Genomic DNA, 23013 nt, shown 5'->3' with positions numbered 1-23013 from the left:
GAAAGTATATGGAACAAGCGTGGTATTCCATGTTTTTCCACATGTCGTATACGGATACCAATACTTATTGCATATTTGGCGTCACATTCCTGCGACAGAAACCAGCCATTGTTTGTCGAGCAGGAGCTTTGGCCCAAACATGACACAAGATAAAGCCAGCAGTCGCCATGTATTTACAAGTGTTAATAAATGCCGATGCAAGTGCAGAAAAAAATGGCTGGGGTGGCAATTTCTTTGTGTTTTTTATCAAGAATTTTTCCGGCCGAAGTTTCGCCGAGGACCGCGTTTTGACTAAATCTCACAAATTGTTTCATGTAATTACATGATTTTGAACGTTTTTTTTGACGGGTGGTGATCAAAAACTCTGAGGATGGGTGGTACTAAATGTGGCTGTGAAGTAAAATTGCCGATGACCTGCAGCGCAATGTCCGCGAAGGTCTCCGATAGTGACCGAGTGTCACATCGGTGGGCAGTGAAGTGAAGCGATTGACAGCGCCGTATGTGCGTCCCTTCAGTAAGAATAATCCCTGCAAGGCACTCTATCGAACCCAGCGTCGGTGAATGACGCTGCACTTTATTTCTTGTCCCGGATTTCCCAGAATCCTTCATGCCATCGCTGTTTTCAGCAAATTTGCTGACCGGTGCGGGGTGATTTATTACTCGATTTATGTAATTCATTGATATGGCGCGCCAGATCCGTTCATCGGTACAAATTACTTTCGCAACCTGGAAAGCATTATTCCTGCGCGAAGCCGTGACCAGGCTGGCCGCCGGCCGTGCCGCCTGGGTATGGCTGCTGTTCGAGCCGCTGGCGTATCTCATTTTCCTTATGACCCTGTTCGGTTTTGTTTATCACAAAAAAGTGGGGGGAGTCGATGGCGCCATGTTTGTTGTCACCGGCTTGCTGGGTATCTATTTTGCGCGCAATACGTTTTTGAGGAGCATGGAAGCGATTCATGCGAACGGTGCATTGTTCACCTATCGCCAAGTCAAACCCATCGACACGGTGTTGGTGCGCGCTACCCTGGAAGGGTTTTTGACCCTGCTGAGTGCCATCCTGATTTTGGCCGGTGCAAGCCTGTTTGGTTACGATGTCTTGCCTAGCGATCCACTATTGGTCATGGCAACGGTGCTCGGCATGTGGCTGTGCGGTCTCGGCATCGGCCTGATCCTGTCCGCGGGGACGAAACTCGTTTCCGAACTCGGCAAGGTGGTCCATATCCTGGTCCTGCCACTGTATTTCATTTCGGGCGTCATGATCCCTGCAAGCACGATTCCGCAGCCTTATCGCGACTACCTGTTGTGGAATCCTTTCTTGCACGGTCTTGAAACCTTGCGCGGCGCGTATTTCTCGCATTTCCATCCAGTACCTGAAGCAAGCCTCGCTTATGTATATGGATTCGCACTGGTGGCGGTGTTTTTGGGGCTCACGATGCACCTGCGTTTTTCACGACGGTTGATTGCAGAATGATTATTGTCGAGGATGTGCACAAGCGCTATATGACGGACCATGGCGCCGGGCGCTGGATCCTGAAAGGGCTGAATTTCACGATCCCGCCGAAAGTCAACGTTGGCCTGGTGGGGCGTAACGGGGCGGGCAAATCGACCCTGCTGCGCCTGATCGGCGGGATCGATACGCCGACCAAGGGACGGATCGAACGCTATTCCCGCGTGTCCTGGCCGATGGGCTATGGCGGTGGCCTGCAAGGGTCGCTGTCCGGTAGGCAGAACGCTAAATTTGTCTGCCGTATCCATGGGCACGACCATGATATGCAGGACCGTCTGGACTATATCCAGGACTTTGCAGGCATCGGGCATTATTTCGATCAGCCGGTAAAAACCTATTCGTCGGGCATGCGTTCGCGACTGCAGTTCGCCATGTCGATGGCCTTCGACTTCGACGTGTATATCTCGGACGAAGTCACCGCCGCAGGCGACATGGCATTTACCAACAAGGCGGCGGCGGCGTTCAAGCGCGTCGCCGACCATGCCGGGCTGATCATGGTGTCGCACAGCGAAGAAACGCTGCGCCAGTTCTGCCAGGCGGGTATCTGGCTGCACGAAGGATCGGCCCACTGGTTCGATGACATTGAAGACGCATTGGCAAACTACAAGGAAAGCATTGGCGCATGAGGGATGGCACTAAAGAGGCGGTACGCGCACGCAGCCCGAAAGCGGGTTTGGCGGCCGTTACGCGATTCGTAACGAATCAAAAGAACATATGGCGTGCCGCTACCGCACTGTGCGTCGGCGCGACCGTGTACTGGGGAGCCATCGCTTCCGACCGCTACGTGTCGGAAGCGGATGTCGTGATCGAACACACCCAGCTCGGCGCTTCGAAAAGTGTCGATCTCGGCTCCCTTCTGGGTGGCGGCGCTGGCGGCAATAACAGGCCCGACCAGCTCCTGCTGCGCAGCTACCTGCTGTCGGCGGACATGATGAAGAAGCTGGACGCCAGGTTGCACCTGAAGGCCCATTTCAGCGATCGCGCACGCGATCCGCTGTCGCGCCTGTCGGGTTCCGCGACGCAGGAGGCGTTCTACCGTTATTACCTGTCGCGCATCAGCGTCGAGTTCGACGACTACTCCGGCGTGCTGGTGATCAAGGCGCAGGCCTTCGATCCGAAAACGGCCCAGGCCATTACCCAGGCCCTGCTGTCCGAGGGCGAGGCCTACATGAACGAGATCGGACACCACCTCGCCGAGTCGCAGGTCACTTTCCTGGAAAAGCAGGTGCAGGAAATGGCGGCGCGCTTCCAGCAGGCCCGTCTCGCCGTGCTCGACTTCCAGAACAAGCATGACATGGTGTCGCCCGAAAACACGGCGGAAACCGACGTCGGCAGCCTCAACAAGCTGCGCGCCACCCGTGTCGAACTGGAAACCCGGCGCTCGGCGCTGCTGGCCTACCTGACGCCGGAGGCGCCGGGTGTGGTCGACCTGAACGTCCAGATCGCCGCGGTCGACAAGCAGATCGCCGAGCAGCAAAACCGTCTGACCGGCGGCAAGGGTACACCGCTGAATCGCACGCTGGAGGAATACCAGCGCCTGCAGTTGGCGGCCGGGTTTGCCGAGGACGTCTACAAGACGGCGCTGACCGGTCTCGAAAAGGGCCGCGTCGAGGTCACCCGCATGCTGAAGAAGGTTTCGGTGTTGCAGGCCCCGACGCTGGCGGAGGAGTCGCTCGAGCCGCGCCGCCTGTACAACATCATCACTTTCGTTCTCGTCACGATGCTCATCGCCGGCATTCTCACCCTGCTGGCAGCCATCATCCGTGACCACAAGGATTAACGCATGCGATTTTCTTTAGTTATGAGCCTGGTATTCGCAGTGGCCATGTCGAGCGCCGCTGTCGCCCAGGATGCCGATGCGACCAATGCCAAGTCGAAGCAGGCCGCCGCCGCCGACATCAAGACCCACGCCGGTGGCGAGGGTGGTCCGATGTCGCTGTCCCCGGCGGCCGCGATGACCCAGTACGGAGCGGGTGCGCAGCTGGAAGCGATGAGTACCGCCGAGGCGGGACCCGCGGCGCCGGAAAAGTTCGACTATTCCGTGAACCTGAAGAGCGATGTGTTCGGCGCAAGGCTGTTCAGCGGCAGCTTCGTGCAGAAGGGCGCGATGCAGTTCAACCCGGATTACCTGATCGCGGTCGGCGACAAGCTGATGATGCGCTTCTGGGGCGGCTTCAATTTCGAGGGCGTGTTCACGGTCGACCCGAAAGGGAACGTCTTCGTTCCGCAGGTCGGCCCGGTGTCGGTGCTGGGCGTGCGCAACAAGGACCTGCAACAGGTCGTCGAGGCGGCGGTCCGCAAGGTATTCCGCGCCAACGTGTCGATCTATGCCAGCCTGGCCATGGCGCAGCCGGTACGCGTCTTCGTGGGCGGCAACGTGCGTCGTCCGGGCCTGTACAACGGCACCAGCATGGACAGCCTGCTGCATTATCTCGACAGTGCCGGCGGTATCGACACCGAGCGCGGCAGTTTCCTGAACGTGGTGGTCAAGCGCGGCCAGCAGGTCCGCACCGCGGTCAATCTCTACGACTTCCTGCTGAACGGCGTCATGCCCATGATCCAGCTGGGCGACGGCGACGTCATCTTCGTGGAGCCGCGCCACCATACCGTCAAGGTTGCCGGCCTGGCGGAGAATGCCAAGCGTTTCGAATTCATCGACAACACCATCACCCTGGCCGACGTGATGGCGCTGGCCAAGCCGACCTCGCAGGCGACCAATGTGCGCGTGGTGCGTAATTCCGGCACGGTCCGCAACATCGACTATTACGCGCTCTCCGCCGCGGCCGGCGTGCGCATCGGCGACGGCGACGAAGTCGAATTCACCGCCGACACCAAGCCGGGCACGATCACGGTCCGCGTGGAAGGCGAACACCAGAGCATGCAGGAATACGTGCTGCCGCACGGTGCATCGATGGGGATGCTGCTTACCCAGATCAAGCCGTCGGCGCAGTCGGACATGGCGAACATCCAACTGTTCCGCGTGAGCGTCCAGGCGCGCCAGAAAGAGCTGCTCGACACCTCGCTGACGAACCTGCAGCAGGCGGTACTGACCGCCCGCAGCGGCACCGCCGAGGAAGCGCAGCTGCGCAAGGAGGAAGCCGGCCTGATGCTGCAATGGGTCGATCGCGCGCGCAAGGTGACGCCGCGCGGCCAGGTGGTGATTTCCCGTGCCGCCAACCGCAACGACATGGTGCTGGAAAACGGCGATGTGCTGCGCATTCCGCCGAAAGGCAGCCTGGTCCTGGTCAGCGGGGAGGTGCTGTTCCCGAACGCGGTGGCCTACGACCCGAAATGGGACGTGGAGGATTACGTGCGCGTGACCGGCGGCCTGACCCAGCATGCGGATACCTCGCGCATCATCATCGCTCACCCGGACGGCAGTTTCGACGACAGCAGCAATCTGTCCGCGCTCAAGGCCGGCGACGAAATCATGGTGCTGCCGAAGGTGGACGTGAAGTCGCGCCAGATCTGGAAAGAAGTCACCCAAGTTATCTATCAAATCGCCATCTCGGCAAAAGTCGCACTCGGATTATGAAAATACTGACTGTATTCGGGACCCGTCCCGAGGCCATCAAGATGGCCCCCCTGGTAAAGCTGCTGGCCCGGCAGGAAGACCTGGACGCGCGCGTCTGCGTCACGGCGCAACACCGGCAGATGCTGGACCAGGTCCTTGACCTGTTCGAGATCACGCCGGACTACGACCTCGACATCATGAAGCCGGGCCAGACCCTGTCCGGCATCACGACCGAGATCCTGGCCCGCATCGAGCCGGTGCTGGCCGAATTCCGCCCCGACCTGGTGCTGGTCCATGGCGACACCTCGACCACCTTCTGCACCACGCTGGCCTGCTTCTACCAGCGCATCCCGGTGGGCCACGTGGAAGCCGGCCTGCGCACCGGCAACCTGCTGTCGCCTTGGCCGGAAGAGGCCAACCGCAAGCTCACCGGCGCCCTGGCCGCCCTGCATTTCGCGCCGACTGCCCAGTCGCAAGACAATCTGCTGCGCGAGAACACCGACCCGCTGCAGGTCCACGTCACCGGCAACACCGTGATCGACGCCCTGCTGTGGGTGAAGGAAAAGCTCGACCGCGATGAAGCGCTCGCGCATTCGCTGCGCACGCTGTTCCCGTTCCTGCGCGACGGCGCGCGCATGGTGCTGATCACCGGCCACCGCCGCGAGAACTTCGGCGACGGCTTCGAGCGCATCTGCGCCTCGATCCGCGACCTGGCGCGCGACTTCCCGGACGCCGATTTCGTCTATCCGGTGCACCTCAACCCGAACGTTCGCGAACCGGTCGGCCGCATCCTGAAAGGCCTCACCAACGTGCACCTGATCGAACCGCAGGATTACCTGCCGTTCGTGTACCTGATGACGCGTTCCCACATCATCCTGACCGACTCGGGCGGTATCCAGGAAGAGGCGCCGTCGCTCGGCAAGCCGGTGCTGGTGATGCGCGAAACCACGGAGCGCCCGGAGGCGGTGGCCGCCGGCACGGTGCGCCTGGTCGGCACCGACCCGGCGTCGATCAAGTCTGGCGTCGCGGCCCTGCTGACCGACCGCCAGGAATACGACCGCATGAGCTTTGCCCATAACCCTTACGGCGACGGCACCGCGTGCCAGCGCATCGTCAACATCATCAAGAAAACGAAGAATCAACATGCTGCAGCATAAAGTCAAATCGGTATCCGTCATCGGCCTGGGCTACATCGGCCTGCCGACCGCCGCCATGTTCGCCTCCCGCAAGGTGCAGGTCATCGGCGTCGACATCAACCAGGACGCGGTCGACATCATCAACCAGGGTCGCATCCACATCGTCGAGCCGGACCTTGACATCATCGTGCACGCCGCGGTAACCGAAGGCTACCTGCGCGCCACCACGAAGCCCGAGCCGGCAGACGCTTTCCTGATCGCCGTGCCGACCCCGTTCAAGGACGACCTCACGCCCGACCTGGCCTACGTCAAGGCCGCCGCCGAGTCGATCGCACCGGTGCTCGCCAAGGGCAACACCGTGATCCTGGAGTCGACCTCGCCGGTGGGCACCACCGAATCGATGATCGAATGGCTCGCAGCGGCCCGTCCGGACCTGCGTTTCCCGGTCGCCGGCGCGGCTGCCGACGCGATCGACATCCACGTGGCCTACTGCCCCGAGCGCGTGCTGCCGGGCCGTGTCGTCACCGAACTGATCGAGAATGACCGCATCATCGGCGGCATCACGCCCGCCTGCTCGCAGCGCGCGGCCGAGATCTATCGCGTGTTCGTGCTGGGCGAGCTCCTGTTCAGCAATGCGCGCACCGCCGAAATGGCGAAACTGACCGAGAACGCTTTCCGGGACGTTAACATCGCGTTCGCGAACGAACTGTCCCTGATCAGCGACAAGATCGGCATCGACGTCTGGGAACTGATCCGCCTGGCGAATCACCACCCGCGCGTCAACATCCTGCAGCCCGGCTGCGGCGTCGGCGGACACTGCATCGCCGTCGATCCGTGGTTCATCGTCGACAAGACGCCCGAGCAGGCACGCCTGATCCGCACTGCGCGCGAAGTCAACGACAGCAAGCCGGAATGGGTGCGCGAGCGCATCCGCACCGAAGTCGCCGCACTGGTCGCCGCCGGCAAGGCGGAGCAGGACATCAAGGTGGCCGTCCTCGGCCTGGCTTTCAAACCGGACATCGACGACCTGCGCGAAAGCCCGGCGCTGCACATCGCCGAGAAGATCGCCGCCGACTCGCGCACCCAATTGATGCTGAGCGAGCCTAACGTCGAGGCCCTGCCGGCTTCGCTGTCCGCGCTGCCGCTGGTCAGCCCGGCCGAGGCCATCGCAAGCGCCGACGTCATCGCGGTGCTGGTCAAGCACCGTCCGTTCGTCGAGCTGGCGCAGCAGCTGCGCGAGCATCCGCACGTGATCGATGCCGTGGGCATCCTCCACGCGCGCTGATCCGACGGGCAGGGGCGGCCTTCCGGGCCGCCCCTGCCGACATTCCGTACCCTACAATAGACACCCCGCACCTCCGGCGTGCCTGTGCAACCACCCATGAAAACGTCCACCCTACAAAGCGTTCCCTCCCCAATGCCAGAGAATATTTTTGAGCTGTCGGCCGACGGTGTTTCGTATCGTATGCTGCTGCCGAATGCCGACCTCGACTATATCCAGCGCAAGCTGGCGACCGAGCACATTCCTTACGAGCTGCCGATGCTCGAGGACATGCGCACGCGCCTGTCGGCGGACGACCTGGTGGTGGACGCCGGCGCGAACATCGGCAACCATACGATGTACCTTGCCGCCGTGGTCGGCTGCAAGGTGGTGGCTTTCGAACCGAATTCGGAACTTGCCACCGCCCTGCGCGGCAGCCTGGCGCTGAATGCCCTGGACGGCAAGGTGCAGGTGCGCGAGCTCGGTCTCGGCAAGGATACCGGTCGGGGGCACTTCGCCAAGGAAATTCCTGACAATCTCGGCGCCCAGAGCATTGCCAGCGGCGACGGCCCGCTCCAGATCGTTCCACTCGACAGCATCGATTTCCCGCAGCAGGTGAAGGCGATCAAGATCGACGTCGAAGGCATGGAAATCGACGTGCTGGACGGTGCGACTGGCCTAATCCAGCGCGACCGGCCTGTCCTGTACGTCGAATGTGCGGATCAGGTCAGCTTCCGCCAGATTCATCAATGGATGACCGCAAAGAACTATGGGTATTGGGATACGTTCAATGCAACGCCGACCCATTTGTTCCTGCCGAATGAACAAATGACGGTCGACCAGCGTCTGTCGCGCTTGCAGCTGAAGGGTGCTCAAGACACTTATCAGCTTCAACAGCAGATCGGCAAAACCCGCGAAATGCTGGACAGCGCGAACCTGAAATACCGTACGGCGACCGAACAGGTTGCTAGCCTGAAAGTGCAGTTGGCCCAGCAGGAGTCGGCGCGTCAGAAAGCAGAGCAGGCCGCTAACGACGCACAGGGCCAGCTGGCGCAAACGCGCGATCGCCTCGAAGGCGAACGTACTGGCCTGCAACAGGAAGTGCAGCGCCTGAGCACGCTTGCGGAGACGCACCGTGAAGCGGCGCATGATGCCGAAAAACAGCTCATCCGTATCGAAGCGGCGCTTGAGATCGCACGCGCCCAAGCTGCCGAGGCAACGGCCGGCCGCAACCGCGCGGTGGCCGAGGCCGAGCAGCAAACCGTCCAGGTACGCGAGCTGTCGAACAAACTGACGACGGCGAACGATCAACTGGCTTCCACGCGGGACAACCTGAATGAGGCCAACCGCAAATACCGTGTTACCACTGAGCAGGTGCACGAAATCCGGCGCAAGGCCGAGCACGACGATTCGCTCGCTAAGCAGGCTGCCGAGGCGGCAGCGAAAGCCAATGCGCAGCTCATCGAGACGCAATCCCGTCTGCTGGAAGAGCGCGATACGCTGCTTGGTCAGATCGAGCAGCTGCGCCAGGACTGGCATCAGGCCAGCAAGGGTGCGCACGAGATCGAAAAGCAGCTGGTCCGTATCCAGGCGCAGTTGCAGGCCGAGAAGGACGCGCTCGCCGCTGCGAACGACAGGTATCGTGAGGCAGTGAGCCAGGTCGCGGCGCTCGAGAAGCGCGTGGTCCAGGAAGAGCAGGCGGCACGCGGCGCCGAAAAGCAGCTGGGTGAAGCGCAGGCCGACATGCATCAGCTGAAAGCCGAGCTCGGCAAGGTCACGGCCAACTACCAGGCGGCGACCGAGCAGATTCGTGAGCTGAACGCAAAGATCGAGACCGAACAACAAGCGCTGGCGACTGCGAACGCGAAGGTCAGCGAAGTGGCTGCCGAGGTCGAGGCGCTCAAGCAACGCGTGGCCGAGGAAGAGCAGGCGGCGCGCGGGGCGGAACACGAGGTCGAAGCGCTCAAGCAACGCGTGGCCGAGGAAGAGGAGGCGGCGCGCGGGGCGGAACACGAGGTCGAGGCGCTCAAGCAACGCGTGGCCGAGGAAGCACAGGCGGCGCGCGGGGCGGAACACGAGGTCGAGGCGCTTAAGCAACGCGTAGCCGAGGAAGCACAGGCGACGCGTGGGGCGGAACACGAGGTCGAGGCACTCAAGCAGCGTGTGGCCGCGGAAGAGAAGGCGGCACGCGGCGCCGAAAAATTGTGGGGCGAAGCGCAGGCAGACCTGGCACGGACCAGGGCCGACCTGAACAGCAAGACCCAAGGCTACAAGGTCGCCCAGGATCGCATCGCCGACCTGGGACAGCAGCTCAATGACGCCAACGTGAAATACCGTCGCCTTACTGGCGAAGAGATACCGCAACTGAAGGCGAAGGTCCAGACCAGCCAGGCACAGGCACGCGAACAGCAGCGCAACCTGGAGCAATTAAAACTCGAACTGGCAACCCACAAGAAGAACCTGAGGGAAACGAATCAGCAACTCGAGCGTGCACGCCAGCAGAAGATGCAGGCCGAGCAGCAGGTCATCAAGACCCGCGCCAGCCTGTCGTTCCAGCTGGGTTATATCCTGATCAACGGTTTCAAATCGGTACGCGGTTTTATCGGCATACCGTCGGCCATGCTTGCATGGCGCAAGGAAGTGATCAAACGCCGCAAGCAGAAAACACAACAACTGGAGAAACTCCAGCCTGTCGTCGCCCCGGCCGCACCAGTGCAGGTTGCGCCCGCGGCACCGGTCGCCAAGGTAGCGCCGAAACCGGTGGAAAAGGCAGTGCCGGCTGCTCCAGTTGCGGCAATGCCGGTAGCCGCGGAGCTGCAGCAACCCATCCAGCGTGCTGTTGCACCGTATGACCTGTCGCGTGATCTGCGTCAGCTCAAGGTCGCTTGCATTATGGACGAGTTCACTTTTGGCTCATATCGAGCCGAGTGCGATCTGTTCCAGTTGACCCCGGCAAACTGGCAGGCCGAACTCGAAGGCTTCAAGCCGGAACTGCTCTTCATCGAATCGGCATGGCGCGGCAAGGACGAGCTCTGGGGCAGTAAAGTCGGGCATAACAGCCAGGAAGTACAAGGCATCGTCGCGTGGTGTCGCCAGCATGGCGTGCCGACGGTATTCTGGAACAAGGAAGACCCTGTCCATTTCGAAACCTTCCTGAGCACCGCAATGATGTTCGATTGCGTGTTCACGACCGACATCGACTGCATCCACCGCTACAAGGCGGCGCTGAAGCACGACAACGTGTTCCTGCTGCCGTTTGCGTGTCAGCCGAAGAACAATCACCCGATCGAAACCTACGAGCGCAAGGACGCGTTCTGCTTCGCCGGCGCGTATTACGTACGCTACCCCGACCGTACCCGCGACCTGGGTAATTTCATCAGCGAGCTGCCCAGCTTCCGCCCGGTGGAAATCTACGACCGCAACTACGGCAAGAACGACCCCAACTATCAGTTCCCGCCGGAGTACCTGCCGTACATCGTGGGTACCCTGCCGTTCGACCAGATCGACAAGGCCTACAAGGGCTACCGCTATGCGATTAACCTGAATTCGATCAAGCAGTCGCAGACCATGTTTGCGCGCCGCGTGTTCGAACTGATGGCGTCCAACACGATCACGGTCAGCAACTTCTCGCGCGGCATCCGTCTGATGTTCGGCGACCTGGTGATCACGACCGACAGCGGCCATGAGATGGTGCGCCACCTCGAATCGGTCGCGGGCGACGACGTACGCAGCGCCAAGCTGCGCCTTGCCGCACTGCGCAAGGTGCTGCAGGAACACACCTACGAGCAGCGGCTGGCGTATGTCTTCTCCAAGGTCTCGCAGCAGCCTGCGGTGGTTCGACAGCCGAAGATCGCCGTGCTGGTCACTGCGGCAAACCAAGCCGAACTGAACCTGCTGCTTGAAAACGCGGCACGGCAGACCTACGCGCATTACCAGATGCACGTGCTCCTGGCAAAGAACTTTGCACCTGCGCGTTCGACGGACGAGCGGGTACGGTTCCTGACGGCGGACGCCGCCGAAGGGCTGAGCATCGCGGCAATTGTCCAGGACGCGGAATTCGTTGCCGGCATGGTGGCGCAGGATTACTACGGCCCGAATTACCTGCTCGACATCGCACTAACAACTACCTACTCGGGGGCGGACGTCATCGGTAAAAATGCACATTACCTCTGGCAAGAAGGTGCTGTCGCCCTACAGGCGGGCGGGACGGCATATCATCCGGCGCAGAGCTTCGCGCTGCGCTGCACCGCCGTGCGCCTGGCACGCCTCGCCGAAGCGAATGCGGCGTCGTGGGTCGCCGCACTGGCCTCGTCAAAGCTGGATACGGACAACGGCCTGGCCATCGATGAGTTCAACTACTGCCGTAACGGCCAGGACAGCGCCGACCGCGCCCTGATGCTTGCCATGGTCGATGACCTGCAAGGGCTGGACAAGGGCGTGTCGATCGACGAACTGTTGAGCCTGGCGGAACACATCCCGCCTGCTGCCGAAGGCGCCGAAAAAGGCAAAATGATCAGCGGAAAGCAGTTTTCCGAAGCTTTCACCAAGGCGCCGAGCGCCGCGGTACAAACCGAGTTCGACGGTGATAACTGGTGCTTCCAGTCGTCTCTTGCGGACGGCAAACATGAATACTTGTACGCTACCACCGAATACCCGCTCGACAGCCTGGGTTGGAGCGACAAAGCGGAATTCTATTTCGATACGACTCCTGGCCTGAATCTGCAATTGGTGCTCGTGTTCCTCGATGCGCAAAAGCAGAAGATCGCACACGTGATCAAACACGCCAATCGTAATCAGGAAGCCGACATTCCACTCGGTACGGTCTACGTGCGCCCGGGCCTGCGCTTCTATGCCGGCGGCAGCTGCGACGTCAAGGGTCTGGTACTGGCGCATCGCGACCTGCAGCCGGCCGAGATCATCGGCAAGGCGGACAAGCTGATCCTGACCAACCATTATCCGTCCTACGATGACCTGTACCGGAATGGTTTCGTCCACAGCCGCGTGATGGCCTACCGGGAGCGAGGCGTCCGCTGCGACGTATTTCGGATGCGCCCCTCGGAGCCGGTCTCGTATCACGAGTTCGAAGACATCGACGTAACGACCGGCTCGCAGGAAGTGCTGCACCACATGTTATCCAGCGGCCGCTACAAGACGGTGCTGGTGCATTTCCTGGATACGACCATGTGGGAGGTGCTGAAGCACCACATCGATCGCATCAAGGTCATCGTCTGGGTGCATGGCGCCGAAATCCAGCCGTGGCACCGTCGTGACTTCAACTATTCGACGGACGATGAACGTACTGTCGCCAAAATGAAGAGCGACGCCAGGATGGAATTCTGGCGCAGCCTGCTGCGCCCGATGCCTGCCAACCTGAAGCTCGTGTTCGTGTCACATTACTTCGCAGAGGAAGTAATGGAAGACATCGGCTTCCGTATTCCCGAAGAACACTACGCGATCATCCATAATCCGATTGATACGGATGTGTTCAGTTATCATCCCAAAGCGTCCGAGCAGCGCAAGAAAATCCTGTCGATCCGCCCGTATTCGTCGGCTACCTATGCCAACGATCTGAGTGTGAAAGCGATCCAGTCCCTGGCCGAGGAGCCTTGGTTCAATGAAGTGGAATTCCGCTTGATCGGCGATGGGCCATTGTTCGACAATACACTTGCGCCATTGCGTCAGTTCAGTAACGTGTTTATTGAAAAGCGTTTCCTGAAGCGTTCGGAAATCGCAGCGTTGCATAAGGAATATGGCATTTTCCTGTGCCCGACGCGTATGGACACGCAAGGGGTCTCTCGTGACGAGGCCATGGCATCCGGTCTGGTGCCGGTGACCAACGCCGTTGCAGCAGTGCCCGAGTTCGTCGACGAAAACTGCGGTATCCTAGCGCCCGGAAATGATGCGGCCACGCTGGCACGCGGCATTGCCAAGCTTTATCACGAGCCTGCGCTGTTCCTGGCGATGTCGAAGGCGGCCAGCGAGAACGTCAACCGGCAACGCGGCAAAGAAGAGGTGATCTTGTCTGAAATTGGAATCATGTCATGACGTTTTATAAGCCATCGTTTCGCCTTGTCCATGTGATTCCGGTGCTGGCACTGGCCTGGTCCGCTGGTGCCAAGGCAGACGGAAGCGGCAATCTGCCGGCCGTCTTTACCTTTGCCGCGGGTTACCGTGTTGATTTGCCGAGCCCACGCAATTTCGTTGAGTACGGCGTCATCAGGAAATGCGGCGATGCCTGGTGCATGAATGTCGAGCGCTACGACAGCGCCAAGCTTTTGCCGCGTGTGCCGACGAAGTACATCCACGAGATGAATGCGCCTTACGGCGGGACCACGTGCATGAATGGCCCGATATCGCGTATACGCATGGACGTGGTTGAGGAGGAAAAGCCCAGAATCCGGCGGGAGCCCGATGGGATCTCCGTCGAAACCCGGAAGTTCCGATATCGCTGGGCAGCCGATGCGACTGCCCCCGACGGCTACAAGCTGGTCGAGATCACCCAGAGTGCCGGTGGAGCGCAGCTGGAGCAAGTCGTCGGTTTTGCCTTTGCAGCCGACCGTCCCATTTTGGGAGACATATCGCCCGCGCAAATTGGCTGGAAATACAAGGGCGAGATCTATGTAAAGACTGCGTTCACGGGCGTATCGGGGCAGTGGGACTTCAAGCCCTCGATCATCGATTTCCGGCGTTTCCAGTCCACTGCAGACGGGGCGGTGCTTACCTTGACAGAGCCGGGTCAGCCAGCTGTCGTCAAGAAATACGGCGGACCCATGTGGGTACAAAATTCCGTTATCCTCGCGCGTAACACCAGTCCAATCGCGCCGGTGTTGGAAGAATATGGCCACGATTTCAATCGCAACGGCTGCTTCGACGAGCCTGGACACAACAAGATGCTGCTGCCGGCTGCCGGCGACAATTCGAGCGTCAGTGCTTTCGTCTACATCGAATATGCAGCCGATTTGTTGCGCGGATTCCCCATGATGTCGGTGGGAAGATATTATCGATGATCGAAAATCCGCAATGAGATCCGATCCGCAGACCGTTCGTTCATAGCATCGAACGCCTGCCGCACCTATTCCTTACCGAGTTCCTTGTGCGCCTCTGCCAGAAACCTGGTGGATCGTTTTCCTTTGCATCGGTTGAATGATTTAACAAAAAAGATTTTCATATAAATGAACAAGGAACTGAAAGACGTGTCTGCCGAGGTGGTAGGCCAGAACCTGGTATGCCGTGCTTCCTTGTCCGTGCCTGTGGAGCCCGCGCCGAATTACGCGTTTTATGTCTACCGCAACGACGAGCGCGTTCATATGCGTTGGTATTCGAAAGAGGATACGTTTGAGTACGATACGGCTGGCCTTCCCGGTTACTACAGAGTAACTGCATTCGTCAAATACGAGGACGGCTCGATGGAAAACATGAAATCCGCGCCGATTTTCATGAATGCGCTGGCCGTAACTGCCGAAGAGTTCCCGAAAGCCGACCCGAACGCAGTGGCCTACCTGCTGAAGGGCGAGACCTGGAATTTTCCCTGCCTGTTTTACCCCGGTTCGGATGACGCGTTGTTCGTCATGATGCCGTCTGCGGTGGACCGTTCCAAGATCGTTCTCCCTTCCTTCAGCCGCTGGACTTGGGCGAAGAAAGGGGCGTTCCCTGGGCATACGCTTTGCATCGCCGACCCGACCCTGGAACTCAGTAAGGATATGGGACTTGGGTGGTGCCTCGGCAAAAAAAACGACCACGCACTCGATCAGCTGGTCGCATTCATAACGCGATTTGCCGAAGCCAAGGGCATACCAAACCAAAAAATCACGATCTGGGGGTCGTCCGCCGGCGGCTTCGCGGCATTGGCACTGGCATCGCGTATCCCGGGATCGACGGCAGTAGCCATCAATGCCCAGACCGATGCCTTGTCGTATCAAATAGCAAGGCAGGTCGCCCTGGTGCGGAAATTCTGCTTCGATGATGACTCGGAAGAGCAAATCCGTGCACAATACGCGTCTCGCATCGATATGCAGGTCCAGTGGGCCCAATTCGGACAGTCGCGGGCAATCCTGATTCAAAACGAACTGGATGCTCACCATTTCGACGTGCACTTCAAGCCTTTCTGGACATCGCTGGGCGGTACGGTACAGCCTGGCATCTCGTCCACGGGCATTCACAAGGCCTGGGTATACAAGAATGAGGACGGGCACGTTCCCGAGACTCCCGAGATGGCCCAGAAAATTATTGCCATGCTCTGACCTGGCCTGGCCCCATCGGCTTCACGACCGACTACGGATGAATGTATCCTGATGACAGGATATTTTAGTTGCGATACCAAATCTTATAATGCAAATACGATCTCTGGCGATCACCAAGCGACCTGTATGGATTGATATTCGGCAGGGGCAGCTCCAGGAAATTACTGTCAAGGCAAAAGCGCGTTTCTGGCTCGGCCAGGCAAAAGGTGCGGCCCTGTTCGTTTTCGAATTCGCAGAATGTCCGGCCTTGGAGACGCTGGCGGAACATGGGATCGGCATATCCGTGGTCGGTCCGTATATGTATCTGAGGCCACCATCGGAGGCTGGTGAATTCGAGCAAACCATTTCCTTCCCGAGCGCTACGTTGAAACGCATCGGGATTCGTTTGTGGAACGCACAGGCGCCTGTCGTCCTCGACGACATCACGATCGACGCACGCGGAGCCGAGCTGTATTCCGAGTATGAAATGGAAACGGCCCGCGCCGTGAACGATCTCCGGCGATATGCGGCATTGCCGGACCACTCCAAAGTACTCGGCCTCAACCTCGAGACGAGCAGGGAGGGCTGCACTGCGCGTTGCCACGGGATCTGCCGGCATTGGTATGGCACTATGGACGAAGTGGCCCGGCGTCATCCCGCCAATGACGTCGGCAGGACCAATGGGCTTTTCAATGTCGGTGACGGCGTGCAGGTGCCGGTGACGCTATACCATGGCCAGCCTGCCATGCTCCGCATTCCCGAAACGCTGGCAGCCTATATGAGCGTCATCGGAGACAAGGGCCGGAACATGATCCGCAAGGCCCAGAGGCAGGGGTACGCATACAGGAAAGTCGACCCCGACCAGTATCTGGACGATGTCCTTGCCATCCGCACGTCCGACCCTGAGCGGCAAGGAAAATCCATACCGGACTACTTCAAGGTTCGCCCGACGCAAATGATCGATGATGCTTTCCGCAACGATTGCGAACTGCATCGTGAAGAATTTTTCGGAGTCTTCAAGGACGACAGGCTCGTCGCTTACACAACGATTTTCTTTTATGGCGAACTGGGGCAGGTAGACCATATCCTGGGGCATGCGGATCACCTGCAGGAAGGGATCATGAACCTATTGCTCAGCGAAATGGTCCGTGAGGTCATCGAAAACAAGCCGTGGGTTCGTGCGATTAACTACTTGTATCCCCATACAAGCAGGATGAACGGCGGGATGGGGCTGTTCAAGAAAAGCATCGGCTTTTTCCCCGAATCTGTCATGGTCACGCAAAGCGGTTTTGACCTGCGCTCGTACTTTTCCTCACTGCCCGACAAAGCTGAAGCCAGGCAGGAAGAACAGCCGTCAACCCCAAAGAAGCCAAGGCTGGCGGTGGGCAAGGCGGTCAAACAGGCCGCGCTTTCCGGCGACCTCGACCTCATTGTTCTGGAAAGCGAGGTCGACCGGACACAGGCCGTCGAGGCAGGCTTACAGCGGCTGCACGATGGCGATGCAGGGTTGAAGACCATTCGTCATCGGATCGACAGGCAGGAGTCTTTCGGCCAGGCTTTTGCCGAAGGCCAGATCCATGCCATCGTCTTCGATAACCTGCGTGTCAGTCGGCTTGAAGATTTTTTATCGGCAAAGCTGAAGGGCTTCCGTTCCTCGATCCCCAAAAATTCCTTTTTGTTATTCGATTTCAAGCGCAGGCTGAATCGAGAGCCGGACGGGAAATTAATCGTCATATTCCAGTCCCTGACTTCGCTATTACTGCCGCGAGGCTGGAGCATCAACGAGCGACTGGTTGAATATTTTCTCAAGCGTTTCAAATCGGTCGACCTGTCGATCGACGACGTGAAGCGCGGATTCAAGGGGAGCGATTACGTCGTAGCGGGGCTGATTGATTACACGAGCAATGGCTCTCATCGGAGTTTCGACAGCCTCCTAATCTTGCGCAAGATACGTTGAGCGCAATCTGGCGATATGCGGACTGCCGCCGCACGCCGCAGCAACAAAGGAACAGTTAAGATGATGAGGCTGTTAAAGCAGCTGAATAAGGTGCGGCGTGGGGATGCAAACGGCCCACGCATCGCCCTGGTATCGGACGCCTTGACCCAGTCCAGCCTGGATGCGGAATGTGACGTCATCACGATTACGCCGCGCAACTACAAGTTCGCCCTGAAATACGGGCGGCCGGACCTGCTGCTGGTCGAATCGGCCTGGCAGGGCTATGCGGAAACATGGAAGTTCAAGATCGCCGCCTATCCGGATCATCCGAAGCGCAGCAATGCGGCCCTGGCCGCGCTGGTCGCGCATGCGCGCGATGCCGGTATTCCGACGGTATTCTGGAACAAGGAAGACGGCGTGCATTTCGAGCGCTTCATCGACAGCGCGCGCCTGTTCGACCATATCTTCACGGTCGACGAAAACTGCCTTCCGCGCTACCGCGCCGTGGTCGGGCCCGAGGTCACCGTGAACACGCTGCTGTTCGCGGTCCAGCCGGTGACGCACAGCTTTTCGGGCTTCCATTTCAAGCACATGCGCAGCAATTTCGTGGGCAGCTACAGCCGCCACATCCACGACCGCCGCCGCACCTGGCAGGACATGTTTTTCGACGCGGCCCTGGAAACCGGGCTGGGTGTGACCGCCGTGGACCGCAATTCCGCCCGCAAGGCGGCGCATTACCGTTATCCGGACCGGAGCAATCTCGAGGTGCTGCCCGCGGTCACGCATGCGCAGACCTCGCAGATCTACAAGGATTACCTGGTGTCGTTGAACGTCAACACCATCGAAGATTCGGCAACGATGTTTTCGCGCCGGCTGGTCGAAATCCTGGCCTGCGGCGGCATCGCCGTGACCAATCCGAGTCCGGCGGTGGCGCGTTACTTCGAAGATTTTTGCCATGTGGTCCGGACTCCCGACGAGGCGCGTGAACTGTTCGCCCGGCTCAAGCATGGCCCGGACGCGCAGGATCTCGAGCGCGCCCACGCCGGCGCCGAGTACGTCCTGCGCGAGCACACCTGGGCGCACCGTGTCGAAGAAATCCTGGCCGTGGCAGGACGATGATGGCCGTTTCCGCTGTTCGCATTCCGGTCTGGAATTACGGTTTGTGGCGCCAGCCTTACCTGGCGCAGTTCCTCGGCCGGCCGGTCAAGGTGTCGTTGTTGCCCTCGCGGTCGAGCCAGAAAAGCGCCTGGCTGTGCTGGGGCGCCAAGCCGAGCGCGCGCCGCACCGCCTGGTACGCCGCCCGATCGGAGGAACCCTTGCTGCGCCTGGAAGATGGGTTCCTGCGCTCGTGCGGCCTGGGCGTCGACGGCCACCGGCCCTTGTCGCTGGTCGTGGACGACCTCGGCATCTATTACGATGCGACCCGGCCGTCGCGCCTGGAAGCCATGATCGCCGCGCTCGAGCCGGATCCGGAAGCGCAGGCGCAGGCAAGCAGGGCGATCGCACTGATCCGCCGCCATCGCCTGTCGAAATACAACCACGCTCCCGAGCGCAGCCTGCCGCCGCGGGCGGACGGCTGCCGCGCGCGGGTGCTGGTCATCGACCAGACCATGGGCGACGTCTCGGTGCGCCTGGGCGGAGCCGACGCAGATGTGTTCGCCGGCATGCTGCGCTCCGCGCTGGAGGAAAATCCGGATGCGGAAATCTGGATCAAGACCCATCCGGACGTCGTCAGCGGCAAGAAGCAGGGCTACCTGAACGCGCCCTCCCTGGCCGGCACCGATCCGCGCATCCGCCTGCTGGCCGAGGACATCTCGCCGCTGATGCTGCTGGAGCAGGTCGACAAGGTCTACGTGGTGACCTCCCAGATGGGTTTCGAGGCGCTCATGCTGGGCAAGCCGGTGGCCTGCTTCGGCTTGCCGTGGTACGCGGGCTGGGGCCTGACCGACGACCGCAACCGCGGCATGGAGACCCTGCGCCCACGGCGTACGGTCGAGCGCACGGTCGAGCAGTTGTTCGAAGCCGCCTACCTGCGGTATTCGCGCTACGTCAACCCGTTGACGGGCGGGCCGGGCGCGATCTTCGACGTGATCGACTGGCTGGCCCGCAACAAGGCCGTGAACGACCAGACCCGCGGGACGCTGTACTGCGTCGGCATGAGCATGTGGAAGCGCGCCATCGTGCGTCCCTTCCTGACCAGCGCTTCGGCGAAGCTGCGCTTCGTCCGCTCGGCCGCGGCGCTGGACCGGCGTCCACTGGAGCCGGACAGCCGCGTAGTCCTGTGGGGCATCAAGAATGAAGCCAGCGTCACCGCGGTGGCCGAGCGGCGCGGCCTGCCCGTATGGCGGATGGAAGACGGTTTCCTGCGCTCGGTCGGGCTCGGGTCCGACCTGTTCCGGCCAGTGTCGCTGGTGCTGGACCAGTCCGGCATGTACTACGACCCGGCGTCGGGCAGCGCGCTCGAGCGCATGCTCGCGACCCAGCAGCTGGACGCCGACGACCTGGCGCGCGCCGCGCGGCTTCGCCGCGACTACGTCAAGCTCAAGCTGAGCAAGTACAACCTGAGCCGTTCGGCCCTGGACGTCGACAGCCGCGGCCGCAAGGTCCTGCTGGTGCCGGGGCAGGTCGAGGACGATGCCTCGATCCGGCGCGGCTCGCCGGCGGTCCGCAGCAACCTGGAACTGCTGCGCGCGGTGCGCGCGGCCAATCCGGACGCCTGCATTCTCTACAAGGCGCACCCGGACGTGGTGGCCGGCAATCGCCAGGGAGCGGTGCCGCCCGAGGAGCTGGCGGTCCTGGCCGACCAGTGCGTGAACGATGCCAACATCATCGACTGCATCCTGGCCGCCGACGAAGTGCATACGATGACCTCCTTGTCCGGCTTCGAAGCGCTGCTGCACGGGCGCACCGTGCATTGCTATGGCGGTCCGTTCTATGCGGGCTGGGGCTTGACCGTCGATCATTTCCCATTGCCCGTGCGGCAGCGCAAGGTCGACCTGGACGCCCTGGTGTTTGCCGTCATGCTGGCCTATCCGCGCTACGTGCTGCCGGGTGCGCCCGGCTTCGCCTCGGCAGAGCAGGTGATGCATTTTTTGGTCGAACAGGCGGCTGGCGCCGCTTCCTCCCACGGCACCGGCTGGGTTGCGCGCAAGCTGCGCAAGACCAAGGCGCTCATCGAATTAATGAGTGGAAAGTAGCCGCCGCGCCTTCGTCAATTCTGGAACTTCTTTTGATAAAATGTTGTATTGCAACATTCATCTCGTATTTACTTTATTTCTAGAAAGTTATTGAGCTGGAAACAAGAGGAGACAAGGGGTAAATACGTCTCTCGACCAAGTGTTGCGCCGCAGCGGTTTTTTTTCAAGATTGTGACAATGTGCAATTTTTCGTAGGGTAACAGTTGCTTATAATCATGCCTGGTTATCCCGGCACTGTTCACCTACGAATCTGGCATGAATGCACGTCTCGACGCCAGCCAACTGGCGCGCTACCGGAACGGCGACTACACCGTCCCTGGCTATTACAATCTCCTGCAGTGCACGCGGGTCCTGATGTTGCAGGGCCCGATGGGGACGTTCTTCAATCGGGTGGCTGCCTGGCTGAACGAGCAGGGCGTGGCCGTCAAGAAGATCAACTTCAGCGGCGGCGACTGGCTGTTCCACCGCAAGCTCGATGCTGTCGACTACAAGGGCGAGCTAGCCGACTTCCCGTCCTTCCTGCGCGATTTCCTGCTCGAGAACGATATCGACGGCGTGGTCTGCTTCGGCGATTGCCGCCATTACCATGTGGCCGCCAAGCCGGTGGCGGACGCCCTCGGCATACCCTTCTTCGTGTTCGAAGAAGGGTATGTACGCCCGGATTACATCACGCTGGAATGCGGCGGCGTAAACGCCCATTCGTCGATGCCGCGCAGCGCGGCGTTCTACCATGCCTTGCCGGACGTCGACATCCAGCCGCCGCAGCCCGCCCATCCGCGCTTCGGCCGGGCGGCATGGGCAGCGATGTTCTACTATGCCGGCAGCCGGGCGCTCAAGCCGCTGTATCCGAATTATGAGCACCACAAGATCCTGTCGGTACGCTACGAGGCGCGCAACTGGTGCCGCTCGTGGGTACGCAAGCATCTGAACCGCCGGCGCGACAAGCCGGTGATGGAAAAGCTCCTGCGCGAACACGACGGCAAGTATTTCGCGGTGGCGCTGCAGGTGTACAACGATAGCCAGATCAGGTCGCACAGCCAGTACGCCGACGTGCGCGACTTCATTCGCGAAGTGGTCGCATCGTTCGCTGCCAGTGCGCACGACGACCATCACCTGGTGTTGAAGCACCATCCGATGGACCGCGGCCAACGCGACTACCGCAAGCTGGTGGACAAGCTGTGTGACGACCTTGGCGTCACCGGGCGCGTGCATTATGTGCACGACGTGCACCTGCCGACGCTGCTGCGCCGTGCGCGCGGCGTGATCACCATCAACAGCACCGTCGGCCTATCCGCCCTGTACCACTACAAGCCGCTGAAGGTGATGGGCCGTGCAATGTACGACATGGAAGGCCTGACTTTCCAGGGTGAGCTGGGACAGTTCTGGACCGCCGCGCCGACATTCGATCGCGAGCTGTGGCGCCGTTTCCGCGCTTATATGATCAGCCAGACCCAGCTGAACGGGGCATTCTATGGCCGCGATTTCCAGACCCTGCTGGGCGCCGACGCGCCGGGCGCCAAGGAAAAGCTGTCGACTCCGCTGGAACTGAAGCTCGTGCCGTCTCCAAAAGTCGACTTACGCAAGCGGAAGCTGAACCAGGCTGCGATCTGAGCGGCTGTTCACATCGAAATCTTCAGCATTAGCGAGAGGATATTTCCTTTTTTCTTGCGCGCCGACAGGTGCGGCACGTAGGTGGCGACCAGCTGGGCCGCGCGGTTGCCGATCGACGCGATCGGCAGCACTGCGGGGAAGGGCCGGCCGTCATACCAGTCGTGGCGGCGGATGACCAGCGCAGTCAGCCCGGCGCCCACTTCCACGCCCGCGTGCGACTTCAGGGGAAACATCCACTTGTACTGGTAGCCAGCCATCCATTGCGGGCGGTTGTTCGAATCGCGGATGCCCATCAGGTACACCCCTTCTTCATTGCCGCGCTCGTTGCGGAAACTTCTTCCGAGGCCGCCGCCCCAGGTCAGTTCGTTCATCTTGCGCAGCTGCGCCTTCGAGTACGTGTCGCGGTCGTGGTAGGCGTAGCCGGACAGGTAGACATCCCAGTACGAGGATTTCGGCGCGTCCTCATCCAGTTTCAATGACCGTGTGAACGTATCGCCCTCCGGCGCGGCGCTGGCGGCAGCGGCGTTGTCGTCGGCCCAGGATGAGGCGGCCGGCAGCGTAAACAAGAGCAATGTTGCAGTGCGGCAAAAACGTGCTGTCGTAGACGTGCACATGGGTATCTCCCGAATTCA

Annotated in this window: 14 protein-coding genes; 13 read left to right on the top strand and 1 reads right to left on the bottom strand. The window is 60.5% G+C overall.

Annotated elements, in window-relative coordinates:
* Positions 1-682 precede the first annotated feature (682 nt).
* The 13 genes from AC3A6M_RS00510 to AC3A6M_RS00450 all read left to right on the top strand — a co-directional run bounded on the left by AC3A6M_RS00510 (position 683) and on the right by AC3A6M_RS00450 (position 22381).
* Positions 683-1471 (top strand): ABC transporter permease, encoded by a 789-nt coding sequence (locus AC3A6M_RS00510; protein ID WP_487850802.1) that lies wholly within the window; start codon positions 683-685, stop codon positions 1469-1471.
* A complete protein-coding gene (locus AC3A6M_RS00505) occupies positions 1468-2133 on the top strand; it encodes an ABC transporter ATP-binding protein (RefSeq protein ID WP_487850801.1) in 666 nt (221 codons plus the stop codon). Before AC3A6M_RS00510 ends, AC3A6M_RS00505 begins: the two co-directional genes overlap by 4 nt.
* A 125-nt stretch (positions 2134-2258) precedes the next feature.
* A complete protein-coding gene (locus AC3A6M_RS00500) occupies positions 2259-3287 on the top strand; it encodes a KpsE/RkpR family capsule polysaccharide export protein (RefSeq protein ID WP_487850800.1) in 1029 nt (342 codons plus the stop codon).
* A gap of 45 nt (positions 3288-3332) precedes the next feature.
* Positions 3333-5042: a polysaccharide biosynthesis/export family protein gene (locus AC3A6M_RS00495; RefSeq protein ID WP_487850799.1), complete on the top strand. Its 1710-nt coding sequence runs from the start codon at positions 3333-3335 to the stop codon at positions 5040-5042.
* The gene (wecB, locus tag AC3A6M_RS00490; protein WP_487850798.1) at positions 5039-6178 is read left to right on the top strand and encodes a non-hydrolyzing UDP-N-acetylglucosamine 2-epimerase; all 1140 of its coding nucleotides are present in this window, start codon (positions 5039-5041) and stop codon (positions 6176-6178) included. The genes AC3A6M_RS00495 and wecB overlap by 4 nt, the downstream gene beginning before the upstream one ends.
* A complete protein-coding gene (gene wecC / locus AC3A6M_RS00485; RefSeq protein WP_487850797.1) occupies positions 6165-7442 on the top strand; it encodes a UDP-N-acetyl-D-mannosamine dehydrogenase in 1278 nt (425 codons plus the stop codon). The genes wecB and wecC overlap by 14 nt, the downstream gene beginning before the upstream one ends.
* A 96-nt stretch (positions 7443-7538) precedes the next feature.
* A complete protein-coding gene (locus tag AC3A6M_RS00480) occupies positions 7539-13463 on the top strand; it encodes an FkbM family methyltransferase (protein ID WP_487850796.1) in 5925 nt (1974 codons plus the stop codon).
* Positions 13460-14425, top strand: coding sequence for a hypothetical protein (locus AC3A6M_RS00475; RefSeq protein WP_487850795.1), 966 nt, complete (start codon positions 13460-13462; stop codon positions 14423-14425). The genes AC3A6M_RS00480 and AC3A6M_RS00475 overlap by 4 nt, the downstream gene beginning before the upstream one ends.
* A 165-nt stretch (positions 14426-14590) precedes the next feature.
* The gene (locus tag AC3A6M_RS00470; RefSeq protein ID WP_487850794.1) at positions 14591-15658 is read left to right on the top strand and encodes a hypothetical protein; all 1068 of its coding nucleotides are present in this window, start codon (positions 14591-14593) and stop codon (positions 15656-15658) included.
* Positions 15659-15746: 88 nt separating this feature from the next.
* Positions 15747-17594, top strand: a complete 1848-nt coding sequence (locus AC3A6M_RS00465; protein WP_487850793.1) for a hypothetical protein — start codon at positions 15747-15749, stop codon at positions 17592-17594.
* A 60-nt stretch (positions 17595-17654) separates the two neighbouring features.
* Complete coding sequence (locus AC3A6M_RS00460) at positions 17655-18692, top strand: CgeB family protein (RefSeq protein WP_487850792.1); 1038 nt, start codon at positions 17655-17657, stop codon at positions 18690-18692.
* Positions 18689-20770: a capsule polysaccharide biogenesis protein gene (locus tag AC3A6M_RS00455; protein WP_487850791.1), complete on the top strand. Its 2082-nt coding sequence runs from the start codon at positions 18689-18691 to the stop codon at positions 20768-20770. The genes AC3A6M_RS00460 and AC3A6M_RS00455 overlap by 4 nt, the downstream gene beginning before the upstream one ends.
* A gap of 255 nt (positions 20771-21025) precedes the next feature.
* Entirely contained in the window at positions 21026-22381 is a 1356-nt protein-coding gene (locus AC3A6M_RS00450) for a capsule polysaccharide biogenesis protein (RefSeq protein WP_487850790.1), read from the top strand.
* An 8-nt stretch (positions 22382-22389) separates the two neighbouring features.
* On the opposite strand, the gene AC3A6M_RS00445 is transcribed toward AC3A6M_RS00450, so the two are convergent.
* The gene (locus tag AC3A6M_RS00445; RefSeq protein WP_487850789.1) at positions 22390-22953 is read right to left on the bottom strand and encodes a hypothetical protein; all 564 of its coding nucleotides are present in this window, start codon (positions 22951-22953) and stop codon (positions 22390-22392) included.
* Positions 22954-23013: the final 60 nt, after the last annotated feature.

The organism is Telluria sp. Soil_C_11 (assembly GCF_057657395.1).
The sequence above is the reverse complement of the archived record's forward strand: the minus strand, read 5'-3'. Positions and strand labels throughout refer to the sequence as shown.